We start from the raw sequence: 25603 nt of genomic DNA on the forward strand, positions 1-25603 counted from the left end.
TTAACATGTTGAAAATTATCAGGCTGGCCTGCGCTTGCCTGTTTATGCTGTGGCTGCCCGCCTTGCAGGCGGCGGACAGCGGCTGGCTGCAAAATCCGGCCAACGATCATGCCAAGGTGCGGCTGCGCGCCGACACGTCACAGCCGGGAGAGACCCGTCTGTTGCTGTCGGTCGAGCTGCAAAAAGGCTGGAAAACCTACTGGCGTTCCCCGGGCGAAGGCGGCATCGCGCCGGCTATCGTTTGGCAAGGCCACCCGCCGCCGGCGACCTGGCACTGGCCGACGCCGCAGCGTTTCGAGGTGGCCGGCATTTCCACCCAGGGCTATCACGATCGGGTCACGCTGCCGATCGTGATGCCAGGCCAGGTGTCCGGCCCGCTGGCGGGTACTTTGACGTTGTCCACCTGCAGCAATGTCTGCATTCTGACCGACTACCCGTTCAGTCTGGATCTGACGACGCCGAACGATCCGCAGTTTAATCACGACTTCGCGCAGGCGATGGGGCAAGTGCCGATCGCCGCCGGGTTGACGGATAACGTCAAGGCCGGGTATCGCAGCGGCGAGCTGCAGATTGCCGCCGAACGCGCCGGCGGTTGGCAGCGGCCCGCGCTGTTCTTCGATACACTGGCGGATGCCGATCTCGGCAAGCCGCAGGTTGAAACCGACGGCGATCAGCTGCTGGCGCGAGTGCCGGTCAGTGATGGCTGGGGAGAGGCGGCGCCGGATCTGCGCGGAAAAACGCTGACGCTGGTGATCGACGACGGCGGCATGGCGCAGCAGATTACGCTGCCGATCGGCGAGCCGCTGGCCGCGCCCGCCGGTGCGGCGTTCCCGTTATGGCAGGCGGTATTGATGGCGCTGGCGGGCGGGTTGATCCTCAATCTGATGCCGTGCGTCCTGCCGGTGTTGGGCATCAAGCTCGGTTCCATCCTGCAGGTGGAGCGGCGCGATCGGCGCAGCGTTCGTTTGCAGTTCCTGGCATCGTCGCTGGGCATCGTCGCCTCGTTTATGGCGTTGGCCCTGCTGATGACGCTGCTGCGGCTTGGCAACCACGCGCTCGGCTGGGGCATTCAGTTCCAGAATCCGTGGTTTATCGGCTTTATGGTGCTGGTGACGCTGCTTTTCAGCGCCAACCTGTTCGGCCTGTTCCATCTGCGCCTCTCTTCCGATCTGAACACGTCGCTGGCCACCCATAACGGGCACGGTCTGAGCGGCCATTTCTGGCAGGGCGCGTTCGCCACGCTGCTGGCGACGCCGTGCTCGGCGCCGTTTCTCGGCACGGCGGTGGCCTTCGCGCTGGCGGCGTCGCTGCCGGTGCTGTGGGGCATGTTCATCGCGCTCGGCATCGGCATGAGCCTGCCGTGGCTGCTGATCGCCGCCGGGCCTTCGCTGGCGCTGCGGTTGCCGCGCCCCGGCCGCTGGATGAATACCGTCAAGCTGGCGATGGGATTGCTGATGCTGGCGTCGTCGCTGTGGTTGCTGAGTCTGCTGAGCAATCATATCGGCGTGCAGGCTACGCTGTGGCTGGGGGTGGTGGCGCTGCTGGCACTGCTGCTGGCGGTGTGGCGCCGGCAGGGGGCACGGTTGGCGGCCAAGCTGGCGGCGGGCACGTTGGTGCTGGCGGGCGCCGTCTTGCTGGCCGGCTCGCTGACCGCCGGTCTGTGGCACCAGCCGTTGCAGGATCGGGTGCAGTGGCAACCGCTGAGCGAACAGGCGATCGCCGAGGCGCTGGCGCAACATAAACGGGTGTTCGTCGACGTGACCGCCGATTGGTGCGTGACCTGTAAAGCCAACAAATTCAATGTGCTGCTGCGCGATGACGTACAGCGCGCGCTGAGCGCCGACGACGTGGTTGCGCTGCGCGGCGACTGGAGCCGCCCGTCGGCCGACATCAGCGCCTTCCTGCAAAAGCGCGGCAGCGTCGCCGTGCCTTTCAACCAAATCTATGGCCCCGGCAGCCCGGACGGCGAGGTGTTATCCCCGCTGTTGACCCGTGACGCCGTGCTGCAAACGCTTTCCCATGCCAAAGGAACCGAACAATGAAAAAGCTACTGATTTTACTGATGATCATCGCCGCCCCGGTGTGGGCCGCCGAGCCTTTCACCCCGGCACAAGAGGCGCGTATCAAAGAGATGATCCGCGAAACGCTGGTGTCCAACCCGGACATTCTGGCGCAGGCGGTGGACGCCTGGCAGCAGCAAACCGCCGGCCAGCAAATCAGCCAGGCTATCAAGCAGAACGCCAAAACGTTGTACCAGGATCCGGCCAGCCCGCGCCTCGGCGCCGCCAACGCCAAACTGACGCTGGTGACTTTTACCGACTATAACTGCCCGTACTGCAAGCGTTTTGATCCGATGCTGGAGAAAATCGTCAAGCAATACCCGGATGTGGCACTGGTGGTGAAGCTGCTGCCGTTCAAGGGCGAAAGCTCGGTCAGTTCGGCGCGCGTGGCGCTCACCACCTGGCAACAGCACCCGGATCAATTCTGGGCCCTGCACCAGCGGCTGATGGCGAAAAAGGGCTTCCACGACAACGCCAGCATCGCCGCCGCGCAAGAGAAAACCGGCGTCAAGGCGGTGGCGCCCAGCGAACAGAGCATGACCACGCTGCGCACCAATATGGCGTTGGCGGAACAACTGGGCGTACAAGGGACGCCGGCGACGCTGATCGGCGATCGGATGCTGCCGGGGGCGGTGTCGTATGAAGAGCTGGAAACGATGGTGAAGCAGCAGCTGGCGAAGGCCAACCATGGCTAAGCTCAAGCGCTGGGGGCGCGAGTTGCTGCTGCTGGCGCTGATCGCACTGGCGGTGATCACGGTGATGGATTGGCTGAACGCGCCGCAGGCGCCGCCGGCCTTCGATGCCCAGACGCTGACCACGTTGGACGATGAGCGCGTGTCGTTGGCGCAGCTCAGTCATGAGCGGCCGCTGCTGGTTTACTTCTGGGCCAGCTGGTGCGGCGTTTGTCGTTTCACCACGCCGGACGTCGCCCGTTTGCAGGCGGCGGGCAGCAACGTGCTGACCGTCGCGCTGCGATCGGGCGACGATACCCAGGTGAAACAGTGGCTGGCGCGCAAACGGCTGGCGCTGCCGGTGGTCAACGATCCGGCCGGTACGCTGTCGGCGCAGTGGCAGATTGGCGTGACGCCGACTTTCGTGGTGGTCTCGCAGGGCAAGGTGGTGCAGAGCACCACCGGCTGGACCAGCTACTGGGGGATGAAGCTGCGGCTGTGGTGGGCCGCCGTCTAACCGGCGTTTTTCTCTGCTATCACTTCCTCAATCGCCCGGCTAAGCCGGGCGATACCTTCTTCAATCTGCGGCGGCGAGTTGGCGGCGAAGTTTAGCCGCAGACTGTGCGCGCCCAGCTGTTCCTGGGCATAAAAGCATTCGCCGCGCGCGAAAGTGACGCCGTGCCGCCAGGCCACCGGCATCAGCTCGGTGGTGGTCACCGTCGCGGGCAGCGTCAGCCAGATAAACAAGCCGCCTTGCGGCGTTTCGAAACGGCACCCCGGCGGCAACCGCCGTTGCAACGCGTCGATCATCACTTCCAGATGCAGGCGATAGACGCGCCCGGCGCGGCGCAGCTGCTTGTCGTAACGGCCGACGGTGACAAACGCGTCCAGCGCCCGCTGGATCAGGCTGGAACTGGTGAAGCTGTCAACGTGCTTGCGCCGCGCAAAGCGCTGATAGTGCTCGCTGTCCGCCACCAGATAGCCGATGCGCATGCTGGGCAGCAGCATCTTGGAGAAGGTGCTGACGTAGATCACCGCGCCCGGCTGCGCCAGCGCACGCAGCGACGGCAGCTGTTTGCCCTGGTAACGCAGATCGCCGACGAAATCGTCCTCCAGGATCACCACGCCGGCCCGTTGGGCGATCGCCAGCAGGCGCCGCCGGCGAGCTTCGCTCAGGCAACGGCCGGTCGGGTTGTGAAAGTTGGGGATGGTGTAGATCAATTTGGGGCGGTGGCGTTCCAGCAACTCGGGCAATCGTTCGACCAGCATGCCGTGGCGATCGCCCGGCACGGTGACGATATTGATGCGGTGCTGGCGCAGCAGGCCCAGCGCTTCGGCGTAGGTCGGTTCTTCGACGATCACCGTATCGCCCGGCGCCAGCAGGCTTTGCACCACCAGGCTGATGGCATGCTGCGAGCCGTTGGTGATCAGCACCTGTTCCGCCTGCGTGGGGATGCCCTGCGCGCTGAGGATGCGGCTCAGCGTATCCCGCAGCGGGTAGTAGCCGCAGTATTCGCCGTAGCTAAAGGCCTCTTCCGCGTGGCGGCTGAGCACTGACAGCAGCACTTTGCGAAATGCCTCCAGCGGGAACACCTTAGGGCTGCCGACGCCGGCGGCGAAGTTGATCAGCCCCTCCGGCAGCGGGGCGTCGGCATAGCCGTCCAGCCGCGAGGTGAGGGTGGTGAAGCTCTCCAGCGGGAAGGGGGCGTCGCTGGTCGGCCGGGCCGGGCGCGTTTGCGCCTGCGGGTGCGCAACATAGGCGCCGCTGCCGCGTCGCTGGTGCAAAAAGCCCTTGGCCGCCAGTTCGGCATAGGCGTTATCCACCGTCAAACGGCTGACCGCCAATTCGGCCGCCAGTGTGCGCGTCGAGGGCAGCTTGTCGCCATCCACGAACACGCCGGTGAGGATGGCGCGCCGCAGCGCTTCTTCGATCTGTAAATAGAGCGGAACGTCCTGCTCGCGATCTAACGGAATGTGCATGCGAAATTGGCCCGGTCAGGGAGAGAGATTTTTACTATACCCCATATCAACAGGGCTTCAAGCGCAGAAAAGTGGCCTGCATGACAAGGCCGAAAAGTGGCTATAGTGGGAAAATATGGCCGCGTTACACTGTGCGCCTGAGCATTTATGTCGCCATTTTCCCGAGGATCTCATGTCATTACCGTCAGGCGTTTCCGCCCGGCCTTTGCTGCCCGGCGCGCGTCTCTTTCAGGGCAGCCGCCAGGGTTACGTCATCGCCATTATCAGCGCCATGCTGCTGGCCTTTACCGCCATCATCATCCGCGCGCTGACCGAATACTATCACCTGCCGACCTTCGTGCTGGCGTTCTGGCGCGCGGCGCTGGTGGCGCTGGTGCTGTTGCCGCTGCTGTTGGTGGTGAAACCGCAGTGGGCACGCCTGCGGCGTGAACAGGTCTTGTTCTACGCGCTTTACGGGCTGCTGCTGGCGTTGTTCAACAGCCTGTGGACGCTGTCGGTGGCGCTGAACGGCGCATCGGTGGCGACCATTCTGACCTACTGTTCGGTGGGCTTTACCGTGTTCCTCGGCTGGGTGATGTACAGCGAACGCCTGACGCTGCGCCAACTGCTGGTGATCGCCATCAGCCTGGGCGGTTGTTTCCTGGTCAGCAACGGCGACAGCATGGGCAACCAGCACTTCGACTTGTTGGGGCTGCTGGTGGGGATGCTGTCGGGCATCGGCTATACCCTGTATACCCTCGGCGGGCGGGTGGCCAGCGAACGGGGCTATCCGGTGTGGAACACCATTTTGTACGTGTTCGGTTTTTCGGCGCTGTATCAGCTGGTGTTCAACGCGGCGCTGACGGCGTTCCCGCTGACGGCGTTCCACGGCATGGCCGGCGATCTGTGGTTCCTGTCGCATGGCGCGCAGGGCATTCAGTGGAGCGGCTGGCTGTTGCTGCTGGCGCTGGCCGCCGGGCCGACGCTGTTGGGCTTCGGGTTGTATAACATCAGCCTGAAAACGCTGCCGCTGGCCGTAGCCAACCTGATCCTGTCGTTGGAGCTGGTTTTCACCGCGGTGATCGCCTATTTCCTGCTGGGGGAAAACATGAATCAGCTGCAGCTGCTGGGCAGCGCGTTGGTCATGGGCGGGGTGCTGCTGTTGAAAAGCAAGACCGCCGAGGCGTGATCGGTTACCATTTCGCCTCGCAAGAGAGGCGGTAATCATGAATAACCCGAGATTGAAACGAGCGCTTATCGCTTGAATGGCCGTGTTGAGTGAACGACAACACGGCCACAGACATTCCGTTCCGTGGCTTTTATTCCCGTAACAAGAGAATACGCCATGTCCGAAAAACACTGGTCCAACACCGAACTGCTGCATCAGACGGTGACTAACCCGAATATTATCGTCAAAGGCACCCACAGCTACTACAGCGACTGCTGGGATAACGGTTTCGAACGCTCGGTGGTGCGCTATCTGCACGGCGACGCGGTCAGCCGGCAATGGCAGCCGCTGGGCGAAATAGATCGCCTGCTGATCGGCGACTATGTCTGCATCGCGGCCGAAGCGGTGATCCTGATGGGGGGCAATCACACCCATCGCATCGACTGGTTGAGCCTGTACCCGTTTATGGCAACCATCAAACAGGCGTACCGCCCCAAAGGCGATACCCGGCTGGGTGACGGTTGCTGGATTGGCATGCGGGCGATGTTGATGCCAGGGGTATCGATAGGCGAAGGGGCGATCGTCGCCGCCGGCAGCGTGGTGACCGGCGACGTTGAACCTTATGCCATCGTCGGCGGCAATCCGGCGAGGTTTATCCGTTGGCGATTCGCGCCGGAAGTTATCGCGCGCTTGCTCGCCCTGCGCCTCTATGAGTTGCCTGAGGCGGACTTTGCGGTGATTCAGCCCCTGCTCGCCGATGACGATATTGGGGCGCTGGAAAGGGGAATTGCGGCCTTGCGCCGTTAAACACAACGGGCGGGAAATTCCCGCCCGTTACGCGTTATTCGGCCTTGGCCTTGGCCTCGGCCGCCGGATGGCGGCGTTTGCGCATCAGGCGCAGCAGCGGCGGCAGCGCCAGCACCGCGACCGCCAGCACCAGCAGCGTTTGCGCGATGCTGCTGCTCCACAGGATGCCGAATTCACCGTTGCTGATCGACAGCGCGCGGCGCAGATTCTGCTCCAGCATCTCACCCAGCACGAAGCCCAGAATCAGCGGCGACATCGGGAAGTGCATTTTGCGCAGGATGTAGCCGAACACGCCCAACCCGACCATCAGCAGCAGGTCGAAGGTGGTGCTGTGCACCGCATAAACCCCCACCGCCGATACCGCGGCGATCGCCGGCACCAGGAACCACAGCGGGATGGTCAGCATGCGGGTGAACAGGCCAACCAGCGGCAGGTTCATGATCAGCAAGATGACGTTAGCGATCAGCAGCGCGGCGATCAGTCCCCAGACGATATCCGGTTGTTCGGTAAACATCGCCGGACCGGGGGTGATGTTGTACAGCGTCAGCGCCCCCATCATCACCGCCGTGGTGCCGGATCCCGGCACCCCCAGCGTCAGCATCGGAATGAACGAACCGCAGGCCGAGGCGTTGTTGGCCGCTTCCGGCGCCGCTACGCCGCGGATGTCGCCTTTGCCGAAGGTGTCGCTGTTGCCGCTGATTTTCTTCTCGGTCATGTAGGTCAGCGCGCTGGCGATGGTAGCGCCGGCGCCCGGCAGAATGCCGACGAAGAAGCCGATCACCGATGAACGCAGGGTCGGGCCGGCGCACTGCGCCGCCTCTTTGCGGTTGAACAGCAACCGGCCGGTTTTACGCACCAGCTTTTGCCCGGCGCTGGTGCTTTCCAGCATCAGCAGGATCTCGCTGACCGAGAACAGGCCGATCACCACCACGATAAACTGCACGCCGTCGGAGAGGTGTACGCTGTCAAAGGTAAAGCGGTAAACGCCGGTGTTGGCGTCGACGCCCACCGTCGCCAGCCCCAGGCCGATCAGCGCCGCCAGCAGGGATTTCAGCGGGTTTTGGCTCATCATGCTGCCGAGGCAGGCGATGGCGAACACCATCAGGGCAAAATACTCCGCCGGGCCGAAGGCCAGCGACCAGCGGGCCAGCAGCGGCGCGAACAGAATAATGCCGCCGATGGCGATCATCGAGCCGACGAACGAGCTGACCGCCGAGATGGACAGCGCCACGCCGGCGCGCCCCTGCTGCGCCATCGGGTAGCCGTCCAGCGCGGTCATGATCGCCGCCGCATCACCCGGCACGTTGAGCAGAATCGACGAGATGCGCCCGCCGTATTCGCAGCCGATATACACCGTCGCCAGCAGGATCAGCGCCGATTCGGCCGGCAGTTTGAGGGCGAACGCCAGCGGCAGCAGGATCGCCACGCCGTTGATCGGCCCCAACCCCGGCAACAGGCCGACGATGGTGCCGACGAAGCAGCCGATCAGGGCGATAATCAGGTTTTGCGGCACCAGCGCCACTTCAAACCCTTGGGTCAAATACATCCAGGTATCCATCATCGCTCCCGTTAGCTCAGCCAGGCGCCGAGCGGCAGTGTGACATCGAGAAGTTGGTCAAAGGCGTAGTACAACGCTGCGCCCATGATGACGCCGGAGATGGCCGCCGCCGGCAGGCTGGCCTGAAACAGCAGGCCGATGCTGAACGTCAGCAGCGCGGTCGCCAGCGGAAAGCCGAGCCATTCAAACCCCCAGGCATACAGCACCAGGGTGATCACCAGCACCAGCAGCCGCTGCATCACCTTGTGGTGCGGCCATTCCACCGCCTGCGGGCGGCGCAGCAACAGCAGCGCCGCGCACAGCGCCATCAGGCTGAGGATCGCCAGCGGGAAAGGGCGCGGCCCCAGCGGTTCATAGCTGTATTCGCTCTGGATGCCCCAGCCGATGAACAGCCCGCCGATACACAGCAGCAGCCAAAAGCCGGCAAAAATACGATCGCTCATGGTTTTCCCCTGCGGTTATTTGGCCAGGCAGAACACTTTCGCCTGCTCACGGTATTGGGCAACCTGATTCTTCACGTAGGCGTCCAGCTCTTTGCCGGTCAGGTTGAATTCGAACAGGCCGCGCAGATCGCGCTGCTGCTTGAATTCGTCGGTCGCCATCATTTTCTGGAAGGTATCGATCCACCACTGATACTCTTCATCGCTGACTTTCGGCCCGACGTAGAAGCCGCGAATGATCGGCCACACCAGGCTGTATCCTTGCTCTTTGGCGGTGGGAATATCGGCCAACTGGCCCGGCAGACGTTGCTCGGCATACACCGCCAGCACGCGGATCTTGTCGCCCTGCAGGTAAGGCACCATTTCGCTCAGATCGCCGGATACCGCCTGGATGTGGTTGCCCAGCAGCGCGGTGACCGGTTCCCCGCCGCCCTCGAACGCCACGTAGCGCATCTTGCGCGGATCCACGCCGACTTCGCGCGCCAGCAGCGCGGTTTTCATCCAGTCCTGGCTGCCGATCGAGGCGCCGGCGCCGAACACCACGCTGTTGGGATCTTTTTGGAAAGCGTCCATCAAGTCTTTCAAGGTTTTGTAAGGCGAGTCGGCGCGCACCGCGATCATGCCGTAGTCGGTACCGACCGCCGCCAGCCATTTCACGTCGTCCACGTTGTAGCGGCCGAACTTGCCCTGGGCCAGGTTGAGCAGCGAACCGCCGGAGAAGGCCACCACGGTGCCGAACTCCGCCGGGCGCTGCGCGACGATGGCGTTGTAGGCCACCGCGCCGACGCCGCCGGGCATATAGGTGACGCGCATCGGTTTATCAATGGCCTTGGTGTCCTGCAGCGATACCTGAATCAGTTTGCAGGTCAGATCGAAGCCGCCGCCGGGTTTGGCCGGCGCAATGCATTCGGTGCGTTTGGGCGCTTCCACGGCAAAGGCCTGAGAGACCGCCAGCAACAGGGCGGCGGCGGTAAAGGTACGGGTCATTATTTTTTTCATTGTGACTTACCCTCGATATTGTCTGATGGTGAATCCCGCCGAATGCGGTTGCGGAATTGTTAAAACAACAACCTTTCATTTACCTTTCAGTGGCCGGAAAAGTTTCCAGTCTGTGATTAGGGTCTCTTGTCGCGAGCGAACGGCGGGTGCGCTAACATAGAATGGGCGCAGAGAACAGCGCGCAAAACCGGCCAAAACCCTGCGTAATGTCAGGATTGCCGATAGTCATTCGCGTTAAAATCATCTGTAATAAAATGAATAGAGATGTAGTGATATGTTTTCGTTAGGGAAATTGTTTGGCGGCAGGGACAGCGCCAAGGTATGTGCGATTAAACGCTTGCCAGAGGTCTACGCCGAGATGGCGGGAGAAGCCGGGCAGTGTCGTGTGAAGCGCTTGCGCCCTGAGATTGGCGTATTTGAGCTGCATTTCGTCAACGCCGACGGTGAAAAGTATGTCTGCCCGATGACCGCCTGCGTGACCGGCATCGATCTGGTGTTTGCCGCCAACAACCGCTCCGTGCTGGTTTCTTCGCCGTTTACCGCCGACAAGCTGCGTCCGGTGTTGGATCTTGCTCTCGCCGATAGCCCCATCACGCTGATCTGAGGCGTCACACGAGCGCGCCCCAGTACGCATAATTGTGTGCCAGCTCCCAAAACTGGCGGCGCGGCGCTCTTTTATCCCCTTATTTTCCATGCCATTCTCTGTTATCGACCTGTTAACAGACGCCGCATCGGTGTCTGGTTGTTCAGGTAAATCAATGGAATGGGAACATGCGACTGTTATTGGTTGAAGATCACCCCGAGCTGTCTCACTGGTTGCAAAAGGCGCTGACCGGCGCCGGATTTGCCGTCGACGTCGCGCCGGACGGCGTGGCCGCCGACCACCTGTTGCTTAATGAACGCTATGCGCTGGCGGTGCTGGATGTGGCGTTGCCGCGTCTGAACGGTCTCGATTTGCTGGCGCGCCTGCGCAAGCGCGGGCAGGATCTGCCAGTGCTGTTGCTGACGGCGCGCACCGACGTGACCGACCGGGTGAAAGGCCTGAATCTGGGGGCGGACGACTACCTGACCAAACCGTTCGAACTGGACGAGCTGGAGGCGCGCATTCGGGCGTTGCTGCGCCGCAGCGTCGGCGCCGCGCAGCCGGCGTTGCAATACGGCGCGTTGACCTATCATGACGAAGGTTATTTCCTGCTGGAGAGCAAACCGCTGGCGCTGACGCCGCGCGAGCTGGCGGTGCTGACCGCGCTGATGCACCGGCGCGGCCGCCCGGTGGCCAAGCAGCAGCTGTTTGAGCAGGTGTTTACGCTGTCTGACGAGGCCAATCCGGAGAGCATTGAGCTTTACGTACACCGTTTGCGGAAAAAGCTGCAGGGCAGCGACGTGGCGATCGTCACGCTGCGCGGTCTGGGCTACAGCCTGGAACTGTGCAATGCGGTGGTTTAACGCGCCGCGTTCGCTGTTTTATCAACTGCTGCTGTTTTTTGGCCTGCCGCTGCTGGCGCTGGGCGGCATCTCTATCTACACCCACTACTTCAGCGCCATGAGCGCCGCCACCCTGGCCTACGACCGCACGCTGCTGGCGTCGGCGCGCACCGTGGCGGAGCGGCTGGTGGTGCGCGAAGGCAAGCTGGCGGTCGATGTGCCTTATGTGGTGCTCGACAGCTTCGAGCGCAACATGAACGATCAGCTCTATTACGAGGTGATCTCGCCACAGGGGAAAAGCATCTCGGGCTATGACGATTTGCCGTCGTTGCCGCCCCACATTCCACGCTCCACCCTCTATCCGGCATTGGTGCATTTCTACGATGCGGAATACCTTGGCCGGCCGATCCGCGTGGCGGCGCTGTTTCAACCGGTCAACGAGTCGGGCGTGAGCGGCATGGCGACCATTCTGGTGGCGGAAACCCTGGAATCGCGTCGTTACCTGGCGCGGCAGATGATGATCGCGGCGCTGTTGAGCCAGGGCACGGTGGTGGTGTTGACCCTGATCCTGGCGTTCGCGCTGCTCAAGCGGGTGTTGAAGCCGATGCGTAAACTCTCCGGCATCATGCTGCGGCGCGATCCGGGCGAACTGACGCCTTTGCCGCGGGTTCTTCCCTGGTCGGAGATGCAGCCGCTGCTGGTGGCCTTTAATCGTTACATCGAACGGCTGCGGCTGATGGTGGCGCGTCAGGAACGCTTCAGCGCCGACGCCTCTCACCAGCTGCGCACCCCGCTGGCGGTGCTGAAGACCCAGGTCGGGGTGGCGCTGGCCAGCGATCGGCCGCAGCAGTGGCGCGAAAGTCTGCAGGCGATGAGCGCGACGCTGGATAACACCGTGGCGCTCACCGACCGTCTGCTGCACCTCTCGCGTCTGAAAGCCAGCGAGCACAGCGCCGATCGCAAGCTGCAGCCAGTCAATTTGGCGCAGGTGCTGCGCGACGCCTGTTTCTCTCGCTTGCCGCAGGCGCGCAGCAAACAGATCGATCTCGGTTTCGAGGGTGAAGCGGCGTGTCAGGTCGCGGGGGAGCCGCTGCTGTTGGCCGAGCTGTGCGCCAATCTGCTGGACAACGCGCTGAAATACACGCCGCGCCAGGGCGTGGTGACCGCCCGCCTTACGCGGGACAAGGCTACGGGGGAAGGGGTGCTGGAGATAGAAGACAGCGGCCCGGGCATCGCCTTGCAGGACAAGGCGTTGGCGCTGCAGCCGTTTCATCGTTTGGACAACGTGGGCGATCAGCCGGGCGCCGGTTTGGGATTGGCGTTGGTGAAGGACATCACCGCGTATCACGGCACCCGCCCGGAGCTGTTGAGCTCCGCCGCGCTGGGCGGCCTGTTGGTGCGGGTGCGTTTCAGGTTGCTGGCTTAGGCCTGTTCTTTGCAGGAATCTGCGCCTGCCGCCGGGGCTTTGGCTTTACGCGTCAGCGGCGTGCGCAGCCGCTGCGACAGGATCACGCCCAGCAGGGTGATGCCGCCGCCGATCAGGTGGTAACCGTGCAATTGTTCATGCAGGAACAGCACCGCGATAGCGGCGGTAAACACCGGCGCCAGGTTCATGAAGATCGAGGTGGTGTTGGCGCCCAGGCGCAGGACGCCCTGGATCCACAGGTACGGCGCGATGATCGAGGCCGGAATGCCGGCGAACAGCACCAGCGGCAGGTTATGGCCGTTCAAGCCAACATCCTGCGCCATCAGGAAATTCGGCAGCAGCAACAGCACGCCGAACAGGATCTGCACGTAGAGCGATTGCCAGTTCGGCAGCGCGATGGCCCAGCGTTTGGTCAACACGCCATACAGCGCGTAAGAGGCGGTGGCGAGCAGCATCATCAATTCCCCTTTGCCGATACCGTGCTGCAACAGCGCGCCGGGCTGACCGCCGCTGACCAGCCAGATCAAACCGCAGAAGGAGAGAATGCTGCCGAGCAGCACGCCGACGGTCGGCGCAATGCGCAGCAGTACGATGCTGATCAGGATGGTCAGCAGTGGGATCAGCGACACGATGATGCCCATAAACAGCGCGCTGACGCTGTGCGCCGCGTAATAGGCCAGGCTTTGATACAGCACCATGCCGAGCAAGCCGAGGATCATCAGCTTCCACCAGTTGGCGCGCACCTGCGCCCAGTTGCGAAGCACGCCCGGCAGCACAAACGGCGTCAGGGCGATCAGCGCCAGCAGCCAGCGGTAGAGCGAGATGGCCGCCGGATCGATGGCGGTGGCGGAGAGTTTGCTGACGACGGCGTTAATCGACCAAATCAGCACGGCCAGCAGGGGGAAAAGCATATTCATGACAATTATTCTCAATAGCGTCCAACATGCTGGCTAGTCTACGCGTGTCCGGTTTATCATATATAACGATATTCAGACAAAAATCGGCGTAAATAAGACAAATCACGAGACGAAACCATGCCAGAAATCCGCCATTTCCCCGAGTCGCTGATCCCGGCGCCAAACCCGGTGCAGTTTCGTTGCGAGGAGTTCAACGTCCGCACCGAATTCCAGCCGCACAGCCATACCTGGGGCCAATTGATGTGGGTCAAAGCCGGGGTGATGGTGCTGCGCATCGGCGGGCAGCGCTTTCTGGCGCCGCCGGAGTACGTGCTGTGGACGCCGGCGGGCATCGAACACTCCTGTTACAACCAGCGGCTGGCGCAGTGCCGCATGGTGGACATCGCGCCGGCGCTGTGCGCCGGCATGCCGGCCGATCCTTGCCTGGTCAATGTGACGCCGATCTTTCGCGCCATCGCCGAGGATTTCTATGCGCGCAAACAGTACATTCCGCAGGCGGAGGCGGATTTGCGCCTCTGCCAGGTGCTGATCGACCAGCTGCATCTGTCGCCGCGCCAGCAAACCTATCTGCCGTCGTCGGACGACAAGTTTTTGGCGCCGGTGCTGGAAGCGCTGGAACATTGCCCGGCGGACAACACTTCGCTGGCGACGTGGGCGAAGCGGGTATACACCACCGAGCGCACGCTGTCTCGCCGCTGCCAGCAGGATTTGGGCATGCCGTTCAGCGAATGGCGCCAGCGCCTGCGGTTCCTGCATGCCGTGTCGCTGCTCGAACAGGGCAAAACCGTGCAGGACGTGGCGCTGGAGGTCGGCTACAGCTCCGCGTCGGCCTTCATCGTCATGTTCCAGCAGATCGCCGGCACCACCCCTGAGCGCTTTCGCCGTGCCTGATTCAGTGGCACACTATTTCGCAGACAAATAGCCGTAAACCGTCGGAGAACGCAGTGAAAATTCTGGTTGATGAAAATATGCCGTATGCGGCCGAGCTGTTCAGCCGCCTGGGCGACGTGCGGGCGGTGCCGGGGCGTCCGATCCCGCTTGAGGCGCTGGCGGATGCCGACGCGCTGATGGTGCGTTCGGTCACCAAGGTCAATGAAGCCTTGTTGGCCGGCAGCCGCATCGGCTTTGTCGGCACCGCTACCGCCGGCACCGATCACGTCGATGACGCCTGGCTGCAACGGCAGGGCATCGGGTTTTCCGCCGCGCCGGGCTGCAACGCCATCGCGGTGGTCGAGTATGTGTTCTCCGCATTGATGCTGCTGGCCGAGCGCGACGGCTTCCAACTGCGGGATAAAACCGTCGGCATCGTCGGCGTGGGCAACGTCGGTTCGCGTCTGGACGCGCGCCTCAAAGCGCTGGGCGTGCGCACGCTGCTGTGCGATCCGCCGCGCGCCGATCGCGGCGACGCCGGGGAATTCTGGCCACTGGAGAAATTGGTGGCCGAGGCCGACGTGCTGACCTTCCATACGCCGCTGAATAAATCCGGCCCGTATCATTCATTGCATCTGGCGGACGCCGATCTGTTGGCGGCGTTGCCGGACAACCGTATTCTGATCAACGCCTGCCGTGGGCCGGTGGTGGATAACGCCGCGTTGCTGCAGGCGCTGGAAAAAGGCAAAAAGCTGAGCACGGTGCTGGACGTGTGGGAACCGGAGCCGGATCTCGCCTTGCCGCTGTTGGCGCGGGTGGATATCGGCACCGCGCACATCGCCGGGTATACGCTGGAAGGCAAGGCGCGCGGCACCACCCAGGTGTTCGAAGCGTTCAGCCGCCATCTGGGGCAGCCGCAACAGGTGGCGCTGGCCTCGCTGCTGCCGGTGCCGGAGTTCAGCCAGATCCGTCTCAACGGCCCGCTGGATGAAGCGCGGTTAAAACGATTGATGCACTTGGTGTATGATGTGCGCCGCGATGATGCGCCGCTGCGCAAAGTCGCCGGGCAACCGGGCGAGTTCGATCGCCTGCGCAAGCACTACCAGGAACGCCGCGAGTGGTCTTCGCTGGCCGTGCAATGCGATGACAGCGCCAGCGCCGAGCTGCTCGGCAAGTTGGGCTTCAGCATCGCGTAGCGCGTAAGGTTGTCTTAAGCCAACGCCGCTACAGTGAGCGGCAAAGATTATCGGGCGGTGGCTGCACTGCCCGTCTGCTTTTATGAATGAAATACTCTGGAGAAAACCCAATGTCTGACGGCTGGAATATCGCGCTGCTCGGCGCCACTGGCGCGGTTGGTGAAGCGTTGCTGGAATTGTTGCAGGAACGCCAGTTCCCGGTGGGTGAGCTCTATCCTCTGGCAAGCGAACGCAGCGCGGGCGCCAATGTGCGCTTCAACGGCAAGTCTCTTCTGGTGCAAAACGCCGAAGAGTTCGATTGGTCGCAGGCGCAGCTGGCCTTCTTCGTCGCCGGCAGCGACGCTTCCGCGCGCTATGCCGAAGAGGCCGGCAATATGGGTTGTCTGGTGATCGACACCAGCGGCCTGTTCGCCATGGAACCGGATGTGCCGCTGGTGGTACCTGGCGTTAACCCGCAGGTGCTGGCGGATTACCGCAACCGCAACATCGTCGCGGTGGCCGACAGCATGGTCAGCCAACTGCTGACGGCGATCAAACCGCTGACCGAACAGGCGGGGCTGTCGCGCCTGCACGTCACGACGCTGATGTCGGTATCCTCGCGCGGCAAGGCGGCGGTGGACGATCTGGCCGGCCAGAGCGCGCGCCTGTTGAACGGCATCCCGGCCGAAGAAGGCGTTTTCACTAAACAGCTGGCGTTTAATATGCTGCCGCTTGTCGCCGACGAGCAGGGCAGCGTGCGCGAAGAGCGCCTGATCGTCGATCAGGTACGCAAGGTGCTGCAGGACGAAGGGTTGCCGATTTCGGTGAGCTGCATCCAGTCGCCGGTGTTTTATGGCCACGCCCAGGTCGTGCATCTGGAAGCGCTGCGTCCGCTGTCCGCCGAAGAGGCGCGCAGCGAGCTTGAAGAGGTCGAAGACGTTCAACTGAGTGAAGAGGATGATTACCCGACTCAGGTCACCGAAGCTTCCGGCAGCGATGCGCTCAGCATCGGGTGTCTGCGCAACGATTACGGCATCCCCGAGCTGTTGCAGTTCTGGACGGTGGCGGACAACGTCCGCTTCGGCGGCGCGTTGATGGCGATCGAAACCGCCGAGCGTCTGGTGCAGGAGCAGATGTACTGATGTCTGAGGTGGTCTCGCCCGCTCAGCCGACGCTGAAGGTAGCGCTGGGCATCGAATATGACGGCAGCCGTTACTACGGCTGGCAGCGGCAGCAAGAAGTGGCCAGCGTGCAGGAACGGCTGGAGCAGGCGTTGAGCAAGGTGGCGGATGCGCCGATCAACGTGCTGTGCGCCGGGCGCACTGACGCCGGGGTGCACGCCACCGGGCAGGTGGTGCACTTCGAAACCACCGCGCGCCGCAAGGACGCCGCCTGGACGATGGGCGTCAACACCCATTTGCCGCCGGACATCGCGGTGCGCTGGGTGAGCCCCGTCGCCGATGATTTTCACGCGCGTTTCAGCGCCACCGCGCGCCGTTACCGCTATATTATTTTCAACCATCGCTACCGGCCGGCGGTGTTGCAACAGGGGGTGACGCATTTTTATCACCCGCTGGACGCGGACCGCATGCATCGGGCGGCGCAGGCATTGCTGGGCGAGAACGACTTTACCTCGTTTCGCGCGGTGCAATGCCAGTCGCGCACCCCGTGGCGCTGCGTAAAACACGTTAAGGTTACGCGCTACGGCGAATATATTGTGGTAGATATCAAGGCGAATGCCTTCGTGCATCACATGGTTCGCAACATCGTCGGCAGCCTGATGGAGATCGGCTGCGGCAATCAGGATGAGAACTGGATGGCCGAGTTGCTGGCGCTGAAGGATCGCAATCTGGCGGCGGCGACGGCGCGAGCCGAGGGGCTGTATCTGGTTTCCGTGGACTATCCCGACCACTTTGGCATCCCGCGGCCGCCGATGGGGCCGCTGTTTTTACCCGACGATTAAACGCCGGCACGCCTGAAAGCGTCGCTCCCTTGTGCTTCTGCCGGGTGATTGAAACGCCCGGTATCAATGAGAGAATTTATGGACATCATCAAGTTTATTATTGATTTCATTCTGCATATTGATGTGCATCTGGCCGAACTGGTCGCACAATACGGCATGTGGGTCTACGCTATTCTGTTCCTGATCCTGTTTTGCGAGACCGGTTTGGTGGTGACGCCGTTCCTGCCGGGGGATTCTTTGCTGTTCGTCGCCGGCGCGCTGGCGGCTTTGCCGACCAACGATCTGAACGTGCACACCATGGTGGCGTTGATGGCCGTGGCGGCGATCATCGGCGATGCGGTGAACTACACTATCGGGCGGTTGTTCGGCGAGAAGCTGTTCAGCAACCCGAATTCGAAAATCTTCCGCCGCAGCTACCTGGATAAAACGCATCAGTTTTATGAGAAGCACGGCGGGAAAACGATTATTCTGGCGCGATTCGTGCCGATCGTGCGTACTTTTGCGCCGTTCGTCGCCGGCATGGGGCATATGTCCTATCGCCACTTCGCCGCCTACAACGTGATTGGCGCACTGGTTTGGGTGCTGCTCTTCACTTATGCTGGCTACCTGTTCGGCGATCTGCCGGTGGTGCAGGAGAACCTGAAACTGCTGATCGTCGGGATCATCATCGTTTCGATTCTGCCGGGGGTGATTGAAATTTGGCGCCACAAGCGCGCCGCCGCCCGCCAGCAAAAACAATAAAAACATCGCTCAACCTGTCGGTTCGACCAGTTTTTTGTCCACAGCGTCGGGCCGATATGGTTTAATGAGCGACATTATGGTCTGTTCCTGCGAACAACCCTGAAGCCGATGCCTCGGTCGCGCGCTTGCCGCGCGGCGAACAGGCATTTTTTCATTGGGGGTGTTTTCAGGGGGATTGTTAAAGCATGAACAGCGGACTGGCGTGTGCCAGGTTCAAACAGAAAGGTCATCGATGAGCTGGATTGAACGAATTCTTAACAAGAGCAATATCACACAAACCCGTAAGGCGAGCATTCCTGAAGGGGTCTGGACCAAATGCGACAGCTGCGGCCAGGTTCTCTACCGCGCCGAGCTGGAGCGTAATCTGGAAGTGTGCCCGAAGTGCGACCACCATATGCGTATGAGCGCGCGCGCGCGTCTGCATACCCTGCTGGATGAAGGCAGCGAAGTGGAGCTGGGCAGCGATCTGGAGCCGAAAGACGTTCTGAAATTCAAGGATTCCAAGCGCTATAAAGATCGTCTGGTCGCCGCACAGAAAGCGACCGGCGAGAAAGATGCGCTGGTGGTGATGAAGGGCACGCTGTACGGCATGCCGATCGTCGCGGCGTCCTTTGAATTCGCCTTCATCGGCGGTTCGATGTCTTCCGTGGTTGGCGCGCGTTTCGTGCGTGCGGTTGAGCAGGCGCTGGAGGACAACTGTCCGCTAGTGTGCTTCTCCGCCAGCGGCGGCGCGCGCATGCAGGAAGCGCTGATGTCGCTGATGCAGATGGCGAAAACCAGCGCGGCGTTGGCCAAAATGCAGGAGCGCGGCTTGCCGTACATCTCCGTGCTGACCGACCCGACCATGGGCGGCGTCTCCGCCAGCCTGGCGATGCTGGGCGACATCAACATCGCCGAGCCGAAAGCGCTGATCGGCTTTGCCGGCCCGCGCGTGATCGAGCAGACCGTGCGCGAGAAACTGCCGCCGGGCTTCCAGCGCAGCGAGTTCCTGATCGAAAAAGGCGCGATCGATATGATCGTTCGCCGCCCGGAAATGCGCCAAACGCTGGCGAGCATTCTGTCCAAGCTGACCAACCAGCCGCAGCCGCATTTCGATGAGGCCGCGCCGGTCATTGAGCCGGAGCAGCAGGCCGACGCCTGAGGCAAAGACGGATCCCCCCCGGGTTCAGCCGCCACTTTGTGGCTAAGTGACGGCTGATGCCCGTTCCCTGCCGGCCGCGGCCTATGACGTTGCGGTTTGCAGGTGGGCGGCAGTGACGAAGCGCATCGCCTTTACCGCGGTGAGGGTGGTGCCCTGATGGATTAATGAACCCAAGTTCAGTGATGGGACTCATGCAAAACCACCAAATTCCCCAAGCCACGTCGCCATTGAGCTCGTGGCTTTACTATCTGGAACGTCTGCACAGCCAGGCGATCGAACTCGGCCTCGAGCGCGTACAGCGCGTCGCGGCGCATCTGGACTTACTGACCCCCGCTCCCACGGTGTTCACCGTTGCCGGCACTAACGGCAAAGGCACGACCTGTCGCACCCTTGAAGCTATTCTGCTGGCCGCCGGCCTGCGCGTCGGCGTTTACAGCTCACCGCATCTGGTGCGCTACACCGAACGTGTGCGCATTCAGGGGGAAGAGCTGAGCGAAGCGGAGCACAGCCGCTCGTTTGCCACCATTGAAGCCGGCCGCGGCGAAACGTCGCTGACCTATTTCGAATTCGGCACCCTGTCGGCGCTGCAGCTGTTCAAACAGGCGCGGCTGGACGTGGTGATCCTGGAAGTCGGCCTGGGCGGGCGCCTCGACGCCACCAACATCGTCGATCCGAGCGTGGCGGTGATCACCAGCATCGCGCTCGATCACACCGACTGGCTGGGCAACGATCGCGAAAGCATCGGCCGTGAAAAGGCCGGCATTTTCCGCAGCGGCAAGCCGGCGGTAGTGGGCGAACCCGACATGCCGGACAGCATTCGCCAGGTCGCCGAAACGCTGGGTGCGCCGCTGTATCGCCGCGGTGAAGCCTGGAGTTTCAGCGAGCAGGGCGATCGCTGGCAGTGGCAGGGCGGCGACACGCTGCTGACCGATCTGCCGACGCCGAACGTGCCGCTGGCGAACGCCGCTACCGCGCTGGCGGCGCTGAACTGTTCCCCGCTGGAAATCGACGAGCGCGCGATCTTCACCGGGCTGCAGCAGGCGACGCTGCCGGGGCGTTTCCAGATCGTGCGGCGGGAGCCGATGCTGATCCTCGATGTGGCGCACAACCCGCACGCCGCCGGCTATCTCGCCGGGCGTCTGGCCAAGCTGCCGCGCGACGGCGGCAAGGTGCGCGCGGTGGTGGGCATGCTGTCGGACAAGGACATCGCCGGTACGCTGGCCTGCCTGAGCGAGCAGGTGGATGAATGGTACTGCGCACCGCTCGACGGCCCGCGCGGCGCCAGCGTCGAACTGCTGGCGCAACATCTGGCGGAACCGCGACGCTTTAATGATGTCGAAACTGCCTGGCGGCAGGCTATGCAGGATGCTGATAAACAGGATATTGTGATCGTCTGTGGATCGTTCCACACCGTTGCGCAGGTGATGGCGGCGTCAGACGAGATGCGGGGAGTGTGAGTGGCGAGTAAATTTCAGAACCGACTGGTCGGAACCGTGATTCTGGTGGCGCTGGGGGTGATCATCCTGCCAGGGTTGCTGGACGGCAAAAAGAAGCATTACGAGGATGAATTCGCGGCCATTCCTTTGGTACCGAAGGCGGGCGACGTCGAAGAGAACGACGTGTTGCCGCCGGTGACGCAGCCGTTGCCGGCGCAGCCGCCGGAAGGGGCGGGGGCGCTGGTCGAGCAGCAGGCGGCTAACGAAGCGGCGGCGCAACAGGCGGTGCGACAGAATGCTCAGCAACCGACGCAGGTGGCGCCGCCGCCGGTCGAGACGCGTCCTCAGCCGGTGCAGCAGCAGCCTAAGCCGAAACCGGTGGAAACCAAACCGGTAGAGGTGAAACCGAAACCGGCGCCGCAGCCGAAGCCGGTGGAAGTGAAACCGACGCCTAAGCCGGAGCCGAAACCTGAACCGACGCCGAAGCCTGAGCCGGCACCGCAGCCGAAACCGGCGGAAGAAAAAGCGCCGGCCGGGCAAGCCTATGTCGTGCAGCTCGGGGCGTTGAAGAATGCCGCCAAGGCGAACGAGATTGTCGCTTCGCTGCGTCTTTCGGGCTATCGCGCCTTCACCGTGCCGTCAACGCCGGTGCAAGGGCAGATCACCCGCATCTACGTCGGCCCGGATGCTTCCAAGCAGAAGCTGCAGGCGGCATTGCCGTCGCTGAACTCGATCAGCGGGCTGAGCGGGCAGGTGAAGCCGTACGGTCGTTAAACCCCGCAGGGGCGCAGCAGGATGCGCCCCTGAATTAAGGAGTGGTGGAGAGATCTCGAGAGAAACCGCGCCTTTTACAGGCGAAATCACCTATGTAGGCGCGGCGATTGGGAATTTTTTAATCGCCGCTTTTTATTTGTAACGTGGTAGGAAATCCCCTACGCAAACGTTTTCTTTTTCTGTTAGAATTCGCCGCGAATTGGATGCAGGGGCGATTCATCATTGGAATAGTTCATGGTCTGGATTGATTACGTCATTATAGCGGTGATTGGATTTTCGGCTCTGGTGAGCCTGATCCGAGGGTTTGTTCGCGAAGCATTGTCACTTGTGACATGGGGATGTGCGTTTTTTGTTGCCAGCCATTTCTACTCTTACCTTGCGGTCTATTTCACTCGTTTTGAAGATGAACTGGTGCGAAACGGCATCGCGATCGCGATTTTGTTCATCGCGACCCTGATCGTAGGGGCTATTGTTAACTATGTGATTAGCTCACTGGTAGAGAAAACCGGGCTGTCGGGCACCGACAGGGTGCTGGGCATCTGCTTCGGCGCATTGCGCGGCGTGTTGATCGTTGCGGCGATCCTGTTCTTCCTGGATACCTTTACCGGCTTTTCACAAAGTGCCGACTGGAAACAGTCGCAGCTGATTCCCCAGTTCAGTTACGTCATCAGGTGGTTCTTTGACTACCTGCAGAGCACGTCGAGTTTCTTGCCGACCCAATTGCCGGGGCGGTAGCGCTGATGAGGAAAAGACAACATGTGCGGTATTGTCGGTATCGCCGGTTTTATGCCGGTAAACCAGTCGATTTATGATGCGCTGACGGTGCTTCAGCACCGTGGCCAGGATGCCGCAGGCATCGTCACCATTGACGCCCACAACGGGTTCCGTTTGCGCAAAGCCAACGGCCTGGTGAAGGATGTGTTTGAGGCGCGCCATATGCAACGCTTGCAGGGCAACATGGGCATTGGCCATGTGCGTTACCCGACGGCCGGCAGCTCGAGCGCCTCTGAGGCCCAGCCTTTCTACGTTAACTCGCCGTTCGGCATTACGCTGGCCCACAACGGCAACCTGACCAACGCCCATGAGCTGCGCCAAAAGCTGTTCGAAAGCGGCCGCCGCCATGTCAACACCACCTCCGACTCGGAAATCCTGCTGAACGTGCTGGCCAGCGAGCTGGATCGCTTCCCGCATTATCCGCTGGAGGCCGACAACATCTTTACCGCGGTCGCCGCCATGCATCAGCAACTGCGCGGCGCTTACGCCTGTGTGGCGATGATTATCGGCCACGGCCTGCTGGCGTTCCGCGACCCGTACGGCATTCGTCCGCTGGTGATCGGCAAACGCACGCTGGAAGATGGCCGCAGCGAGTATATGGTGGCTTCCGAGAGCGTGGCGCTGGATACCCTGGGCTTTGAATTCCTGCGCGACGTGGCGCCGGGCGAAGCGGTGTACATCACCACCAAGGGCCAGCTGTTCACCCGCCAGTGCGCAGAGAATCCGAAAACCAATCCGTGTCTGTTCGAATACGTCTATTTCGCGCGCCCGGACTCCTTTATGGACAAGATCTCGGTCTACAGCGCCCGCGTGCGCATGGGCCAGAAGCTGGGCGAGAAGATTGCCCGCGAATGGGAAGATCTGGACATCGACGTGGTGATCCCGATTCCGGAAACCTCCTGCGACATCGCGCTGGAGATCGCGCGCATTCTCGACAAACCCTACCGCCAGGGCTTTGTGAAGAACCGCTACGTCGGCCGCACCTTCATCATGCCGGGCCAGCAGGCGCGTCGTCAGTCGGTGCGCCGCAAGCTGAACGCCAACCGCGCCGAGTTCCGCGACAAGAACGTGCTGCTGGTGGATGATTCCATCGTACGCGGCACGACCTCAGAGCAGATCGTCGAGATGGCGCGCGAAGCGGGCGCCAAGCGCGTGTACCTGGCTTCCGCCGCGCCGGAAGTGCGTTTCCCTAACGTCTACGGCATCGACATGCCGAGCGCCAACGAACTGATCGCCCACGGGCGCGAAGTGGATGAAATCCGCCAAATCATCGGCGCCGATGGGCTGATCTTCCAGGACCTCGACGATCTGATCGAAGCGGTGCGTGAAGAAAACCCGGACATCACCCAGTTCGAATGCTCGGTATTCAACGGCATCTACGTGACCAAAGACGTCGATCAAAGCTATCTGGAATACCTGGAGTCGCTGCGCAACGACGACGCCAAGGCGCTGCGGGGACAAACCGAAGCGGAAAATCTGGAACTGCATAACGAAGGCTAACCGACTGCGTTGATCCATCAGGGGGCATCGTCGCGTCTGCGGCGGTGCGCCTTGCTTCTGTGAACTTGCTTATCCCTCGCCATTGCGGCAAAGTCTGCCTGATCTTATTTTTTACTTTTTACGGCAGAGGCCATTCTTCATGAAACGACTCATCATCGGCATTTCCGGCGCCAGCGGCGCGATCTACGGCGTGCGCCTGTTGCAGGTTTTGCGCGACGTCGCAGAGGTGGAAACCCATCTGGTGATGAGTAACGCGGCAAGGCAGACGCTGGCGCTGGAAACGCCGTACAGTCTGCGTGAAGTGCAGGCGCTGGCCGATGTGGTTCACGATGCGCGCGATATCGCCGCCGCCATCTCTTCCGGTTCCTTCAAAACCCTGGGCATGGCGATTTTGCCTTGTTCAGTCAAAACGCTGTCCGGCATCGTCAACAGCTACAGCGACGGACTGCTGACCCGCGCCGCCGACGTGGTGCTGAAAGAACGCCGCCGCCTGGTATTGTGCGTGCGTGAAACGCCGTTGCACCTTGGGCACCTGCGGCTGATGACGCAGGCGGTGGAAATGGGCGCGGTGATCATGCCCCCGGTGCCGGCGTTTTATCACCAGCCGAAAAGCGTGGAAGACATCATCGATCAGACCGTCAATCGGGTGATCGATCAGTTTGATATCGAATTGCCGGCCGATCTGTTCACCCGTTGGCAGGGTGCTGATTAACATTTTCATCCCCAAATTGGTACATTTGTGCAACACCGCACTGAATTAGGGCGGCGCATGCACCATAATGATCCCACTTCATCACGTTCACTGTTTCATGGCGCCGTCCTGTCGCGGCTGCCAGTGGCGCGGCCCCGAGCGGCCGATTTAATTTTGCGGTTATCGTCCCAGGAAACAGTATTGTGAAGGCCGGAGCCGTTCCCTCCGCCCGTAGCACCTAATGTGGCACGATTACTGCAAATTGATTTGGTGGGGAAAAGTAATGCCCGTAGTGGCATCAAAAAAATCAATTTGAGGGTAATTTATGAAAAAGCTGGTTAAGGTTCTTCCTTTAGTCTTGGCTTTGGCGGCCGCAAACAGCGCATTCGCCGCTATCCCATCGACATTGAAGATTGGCACCGATCCGACTTATGCGCCGTTTGAATCCAAAAACGCCAAAGGCGAGCTGGTCGGCTTCGATATCGATTTGGCCAAAGAGCTGTGCAAACGCATAAATACCCAATGCACCTTCGTGGAGAGCGACTTTGACGCGCTGATCCCATCCCTCAAGGCGAAAAAGATCGACGCTATCATCTCTTCGCTGTCCATCACCGAAAAACGCCAGCAGGAAATCGCCTTTACCGACAAGCTGTATGCCGCCAACGCCCGCCTGATCGCGCCGAAGGGGTCTAAGCTGTTGCCTACCGTGGATGCGTTGAAAGGCAAGAGCGTGGGCGTGCTGCAGGGCACGACCCAGGAAGCCTACGCCAACGCCATGTGGCAGCCGAAGGGCGTCACCGTGGTGCCTTATCAGAACCAGGATCTGGTCTACGCCGATCTGGCCTCCGGGCGTATCGACGCCGCCTTCCAGGATGAAGTGGCGGGCAGCGATGGCTTCCTGAAACAGCCGCCGGGCAAAGACTATGCGTTCGCCGGCGAATCGGTGAAGGATGACAAATTCTTTGGCGTCGGCACCGGCATGGGGCTGCGCAAAACCGATACCGAGCTGAAAGCGGCGCTGGACAAAGCCTTCGCCGAGATGCGCAAAGACGGCACCTACGATAAATACGCGAAAAAGTACTTCGACTTCGACGTCTACGGCGGCTAA

25 protein-coding genes are annotated in these 25603 nt (G+C 61.7%); 20 read left to right on the forward strand and 5 right to left on the reverse strand.

Features of this window, described 5'->3' with window-relative positions; genetic code table 11:
• Positions 1–5 precede the first annotated feature (5 nt).
• Genes ACJ8PE_RS00645 through ACJ8PE_RS00655 form a run of 3 tightly spaced genes read left to right on the forward strand, consistent with a single transcriptional unit; the run spans position 6 to position 3248 of the window.
• Positions 6–2042: a protein-disulfide reductase DsbD family protein gene (locus ACJ8PE_RS00645; RefSeq protein ID WP_442536691.1), complete on the forward strand. Its 2037-nt coding sequence runs from the start codon at positions 6–8 to the stop codon at positions 2040–2042.
• Positions 2039–2755 carry a DsbA family protein gene (locus tag ACJ8PE_RS00650; RefSeq protein ID WP_197792585.1) on the forward strand — a complete coding sequence of 239 codons (717 nt, stop codon included), beginning with the start codon at positions 2039–2041 and terminating at the stop codon, positions 2753–2755. Before ACJ8PE_RS00645 ends, ACJ8PE_RS00650 begins: the two co-directional genes overlap by 4 nt.
• Positions 2748–3248, forward strand: coding sequence for a protein disulfide oxidoreductase (locus tag ACJ8PE_RS00655; protein WP_197798077.1), 501 nt, complete (start codon positions 2748–2750; stop codon positions 3246–3248). Before ACJ8PE_RS00650 ends, ACJ8PE_RS00655 begins: the two co-directional genes overlap by 8 nt.
• Here the strand turns inward: ACJ8PE_RS00655 and pdxR are convergent.
• Positions 3245–4711, reverse strand: a complete 1467-nt coding sequence (gene pdxR / locus ACJ8PE_RS00660) for a MocR-like pyridoxine biosynthesis transcription factor PdxR (RefSeq protein WP_033643897.1) — start codon at positions 4709–4711, stop codon at positions 3245–3247. The genes ACJ8PE_RS00655 and pdxR overlap by 4 nt on opposite strands.
• A gap of 172 nt (positions 4712–4883) precedes the next feature.
• Here pdxR and ACJ8PE_RS00665 point away from each other — a divergent pair, with 172 nt between their 5' ends.
• On the forward strand, positions 4884–5879 hold the full coding sequence (locus tag ACJ8PE_RS00665) for a DMT family transporter (RefSeq protein WP_197792588.1): 996 nt from the start codon (positions 4884–4886) through the stop codon (positions 5877–5879).
• Between the two features lie 156 nt (positions 5880–6035).
• Positions 6036–6665 (forward strand): CatB-related O-acetyltransferase, encoded by a 630-nt coding sequence (locus ACJ8PE_RS00670; RefSeq protein WP_046896303.1) that lies wholly within the window; start codon positions 6036–6038, stop codon positions 6663–6665.
• A 34-nt stretch (positions 6666–6699) separates the two neighbouring features.
• Here the strand turns inward: ACJ8PE_RS00670 and ACJ8PE_RS00675 are convergent, their stop codons facing one another.
• Genes ACJ8PE_RS00675 through ACJ8PE_RS00685 form a run of 3 tightly spaced genes read right to left on the reverse strand, consistent with a single transcriptional unit; the run spans position 6700 to position 9662 of the window.
• Positions 6700–8223, reverse strand: a complete 1524-nt coding sequence (locus ACJ8PE_RS00675) for a tripartite tricarboxylate transporter permease (protein WP_089192068.1) — start codon at positions 8221–8223, stop codon at positions 6700–6702.
• A gap of 11 nt (positions 8224–8234) precedes the next feature.
• On the reverse strand, positions 8235–8666 hold the full coding sequence (locus tag ACJ8PE_RS00680; RefSeq protein ID WP_033643891.1) for a tripartite tricarboxylate transporter TctB family protein: 432 nt from the start codon (positions 8664–8666) through the stop codon (positions 8235–8237).
• A 15-nt stretch (positions 8667–8681) separates the two neighbouring features.
• Complete coding sequence (locus ACJ8PE_RS00685) at positions 8682–9662, reverse strand: Bug family tripartite tricarboxylate transporter substrate binding protein (protein WP_442536692.1); 981 nt, start codon at positions 9660–9662, stop codon at positions 8682–8684.
• A gap of 274 nt (positions 9663–9936) precedes the next feature.
• On the opposite strand from ACJ8PE_RS00685, the gene ACJ8PE_RS00690 reads away from it, so the two are divergent.
• The 3 genes from ACJ8PE_RS00690 (at position 9937) to ACJ8PE_RS00700 (ending at position 12513) form a co-directional block, all read left to right on the forward strand.
• Positions 9937–10266 (forward strand): hypothetical protein, encoded by a 330-nt coding sequence (locus ACJ8PE_RS00690; protein WP_047025296.1) that lies wholly within the window; start codon positions 9937–9939, stop codon positions 10264–10266.
• Between the two features lie 167 nt (positions 10267–10433).
• Positions 10434–11108, forward strand: a complete 675-nt coding sequence (gene tctD, locus ACJ8PE_RS00695) for a transcriptional regulator TctD (protein WP_033643888.1) — start codon at positions 10434–10436, stop codon at positions 11106–11108.
• On the forward strand, positions 11095–12513 hold the full coding sequence (locus ACJ8PE_RS00700; protein ID WP_033651954.1) for a sensor histidine kinase: 1419 nt from the start codon (positions 11095–11097) through the stop codon (positions 12511–12513). Before tctD ends, ACJ8PE_RS00700 begins: the two co-directional genes overlap by 14 nt.
• Here the strand turns inward: ACJ8PE_RS00700 and ACJ8PE_RS00705 are convergent.
• The gene (locus ACJ8PE_RS00705) at positions 12510–13430 is read right to left on the reverse strand and encodes a DMT family transporter (RefSeq protein ID WP_033651953.1); all 921 of its coding nucleotides are present in this window, start codon (positions 13428–13430) and stop codon (positions 12510–12512) included. The genes ACJ8PE_RS00700 and ACJ8PE_RS00705 overlap by 4 nt on opposite strands.
• A 117-nt stretch (positions 13431–13547) precedes the next feature.
• On the opposite strand from ACJ8PE_RS00705, the gene ACJ8PE_RS00710 reads away from it, so the two are divergent.
• The 12 genes from ACJ8PE_RS00710 (at position 13548) to hisJ (ending at position 25603) form a co-directional block, all read left to right on the forward strand.
• Positions 13548–14321 carry an AraC family transcriptional regulator gene (locus ACJ8PE_RS00710; protein ID WP_033643885.1) on the forward strand — a complete coding sequence of 258 codons (774 nt, stop codon included), beginning with the start codon at positions 13548–13550 and terminating at the stop codon, positions 14319–14321.
• Between the two features lie 53 nt (positions 14322–14374).
• Positions 14375–15496: a 4-phosphoerythronate dehydrogenase PdxB gene (gene pdxB / locus ACJ8PE_RS00715; RefSeq protein ID WP_033643884.1), complete on the forward strand. Its 1122-nt coding sequence runs from the start codon at positions 14375–14377 to the stop codon at positions 15494–15496.
• 110 nt (positions 15497–15606) lie between these two features.
• Positions 15607–16617: an aspartate-semialdehyde dehydrogenase gene (locus ACJ8PE_RS00720; protein ID WP_033643883.1), complete on the forward strand. Its 1011-nt coding sequence runs from the start codon at positions 15607–15609 to the stop codon at positions 16615–16617.
• Entirely contained in the window at positions 16617–17438 is an 822-nt protein-coding gene (truA, locus tag ACJ8PE_RS00725; protein ID WP_033651950.1) for a tRNA pseudouridine(38-40) synthase TruA, read from the forward strand. The genes ACJ8PE_RS00720 and truA overlap by 1 nt, the downstream gene beginning before the upstream one ends.
• Before the next feature lie 78 nt (positions 17439–17516).
• Positions 17517–18179 (forward strand): DedA family protein, encoded by a 663-nt coding sequence (locus ACJ8PE_RS00730; RefSeq protein ID WP_004936130.1) that lies wholly within the window; start codon positions 17517–17519, stop codon positions 18177–18179.
• 232 nt (positions 18180–18411) lie between these two features.
• Positions 18412–19320, forward strand: a complete 909-nt coding sequence (gene accD, locus ACJ8PE_RS00735) for an acetyl-CoA carboxylase, carboxyltransferase subunit beta (RefSeq protein ID WP_033643880.1) — start codon at positions 18412–18414, stop codon at positions 19318–19320.
• Between the two features lie 191 nt (positions 19321–19511).
• Entirely contained in the window at positions 19512–20777 is a 1266-nt protein-coding gene (gene folC / locus ACJ8PE_RS00740; protein ID WP_033651949.1) for a bifunctional tetrahydrofolate synthase/dihydrofolate synthase, read from the forward strand.
• Positions 20778–21530, forward strand: coding sequence for a cell division protein DedD (gene dedD / locus ACJ8PE_RS00745; RefSeq protein WP_033643878.1), 753 nt, complete (start codon positions 20778–20780; stop codon positions 21528–21530).
• 234 nt (positions 21531–21764) lie between these two features.
• Positions 21765–22265 (forward strand): colicin V production protein, encoded by a 501-nt coding sequence (gene cvpA / locus ACJ8PE_RS00750; protein ID WP_004936119.1) that lies wholly within the window; start codon positions 21765–21767, stop codon positions 22263–22265.
• A 21-nt stretch (positions 22266–22286) separates the two neighbouring features.
• Positions 22287–23804, forward strand: coding sequence for an amidophosphoribosyltransferase (gene purF / locus ACJ8PE_RS00755; protein ID WP_033632500.1), 1518 nt, complete (start codon positions 22287–22289; stop codon positions 23802–23804).
• Positions 23805–23943: 139 nt separating this feature from the next.
• The gene (locus tag ACJ8PE_RS00760) at positions 23944–24516 is read left to right on the forward strand and encodes a UbiX family flavin prenyltransferase (protein WP_033643877.1); all 573 of its coding nucleotides are present in this window, start codon (positions 23944–23946) and stop codon (positions 24514–24516) included.
• A gap of 304 nt (positions 24517–24820) precedes the next feature.
• The gene (gene hisJ, locus ACJ8PE_RS00765) at positions 24821–25603 is read left to right on the forward strand and encodes a histidine ABC transporter substrate-binding protein HisJ (RefSeq protein WP_033643876.1); all 783 of its coding nucleotides are present in this window, start codon (positions 24821–24823) and stop codon (positions 25601–25603) included.

The sequence above is a fragment of the Serratia sp. CY74737 genome, from assembly GCF_052166775.1.
Classification (GTDB): domain Bacteria; phylum Pseudomonadota; class Gammaproteobacteria; order Enterobacterales; family Enterobacteriaceae; genus Serratia; species Serratia ureilytica.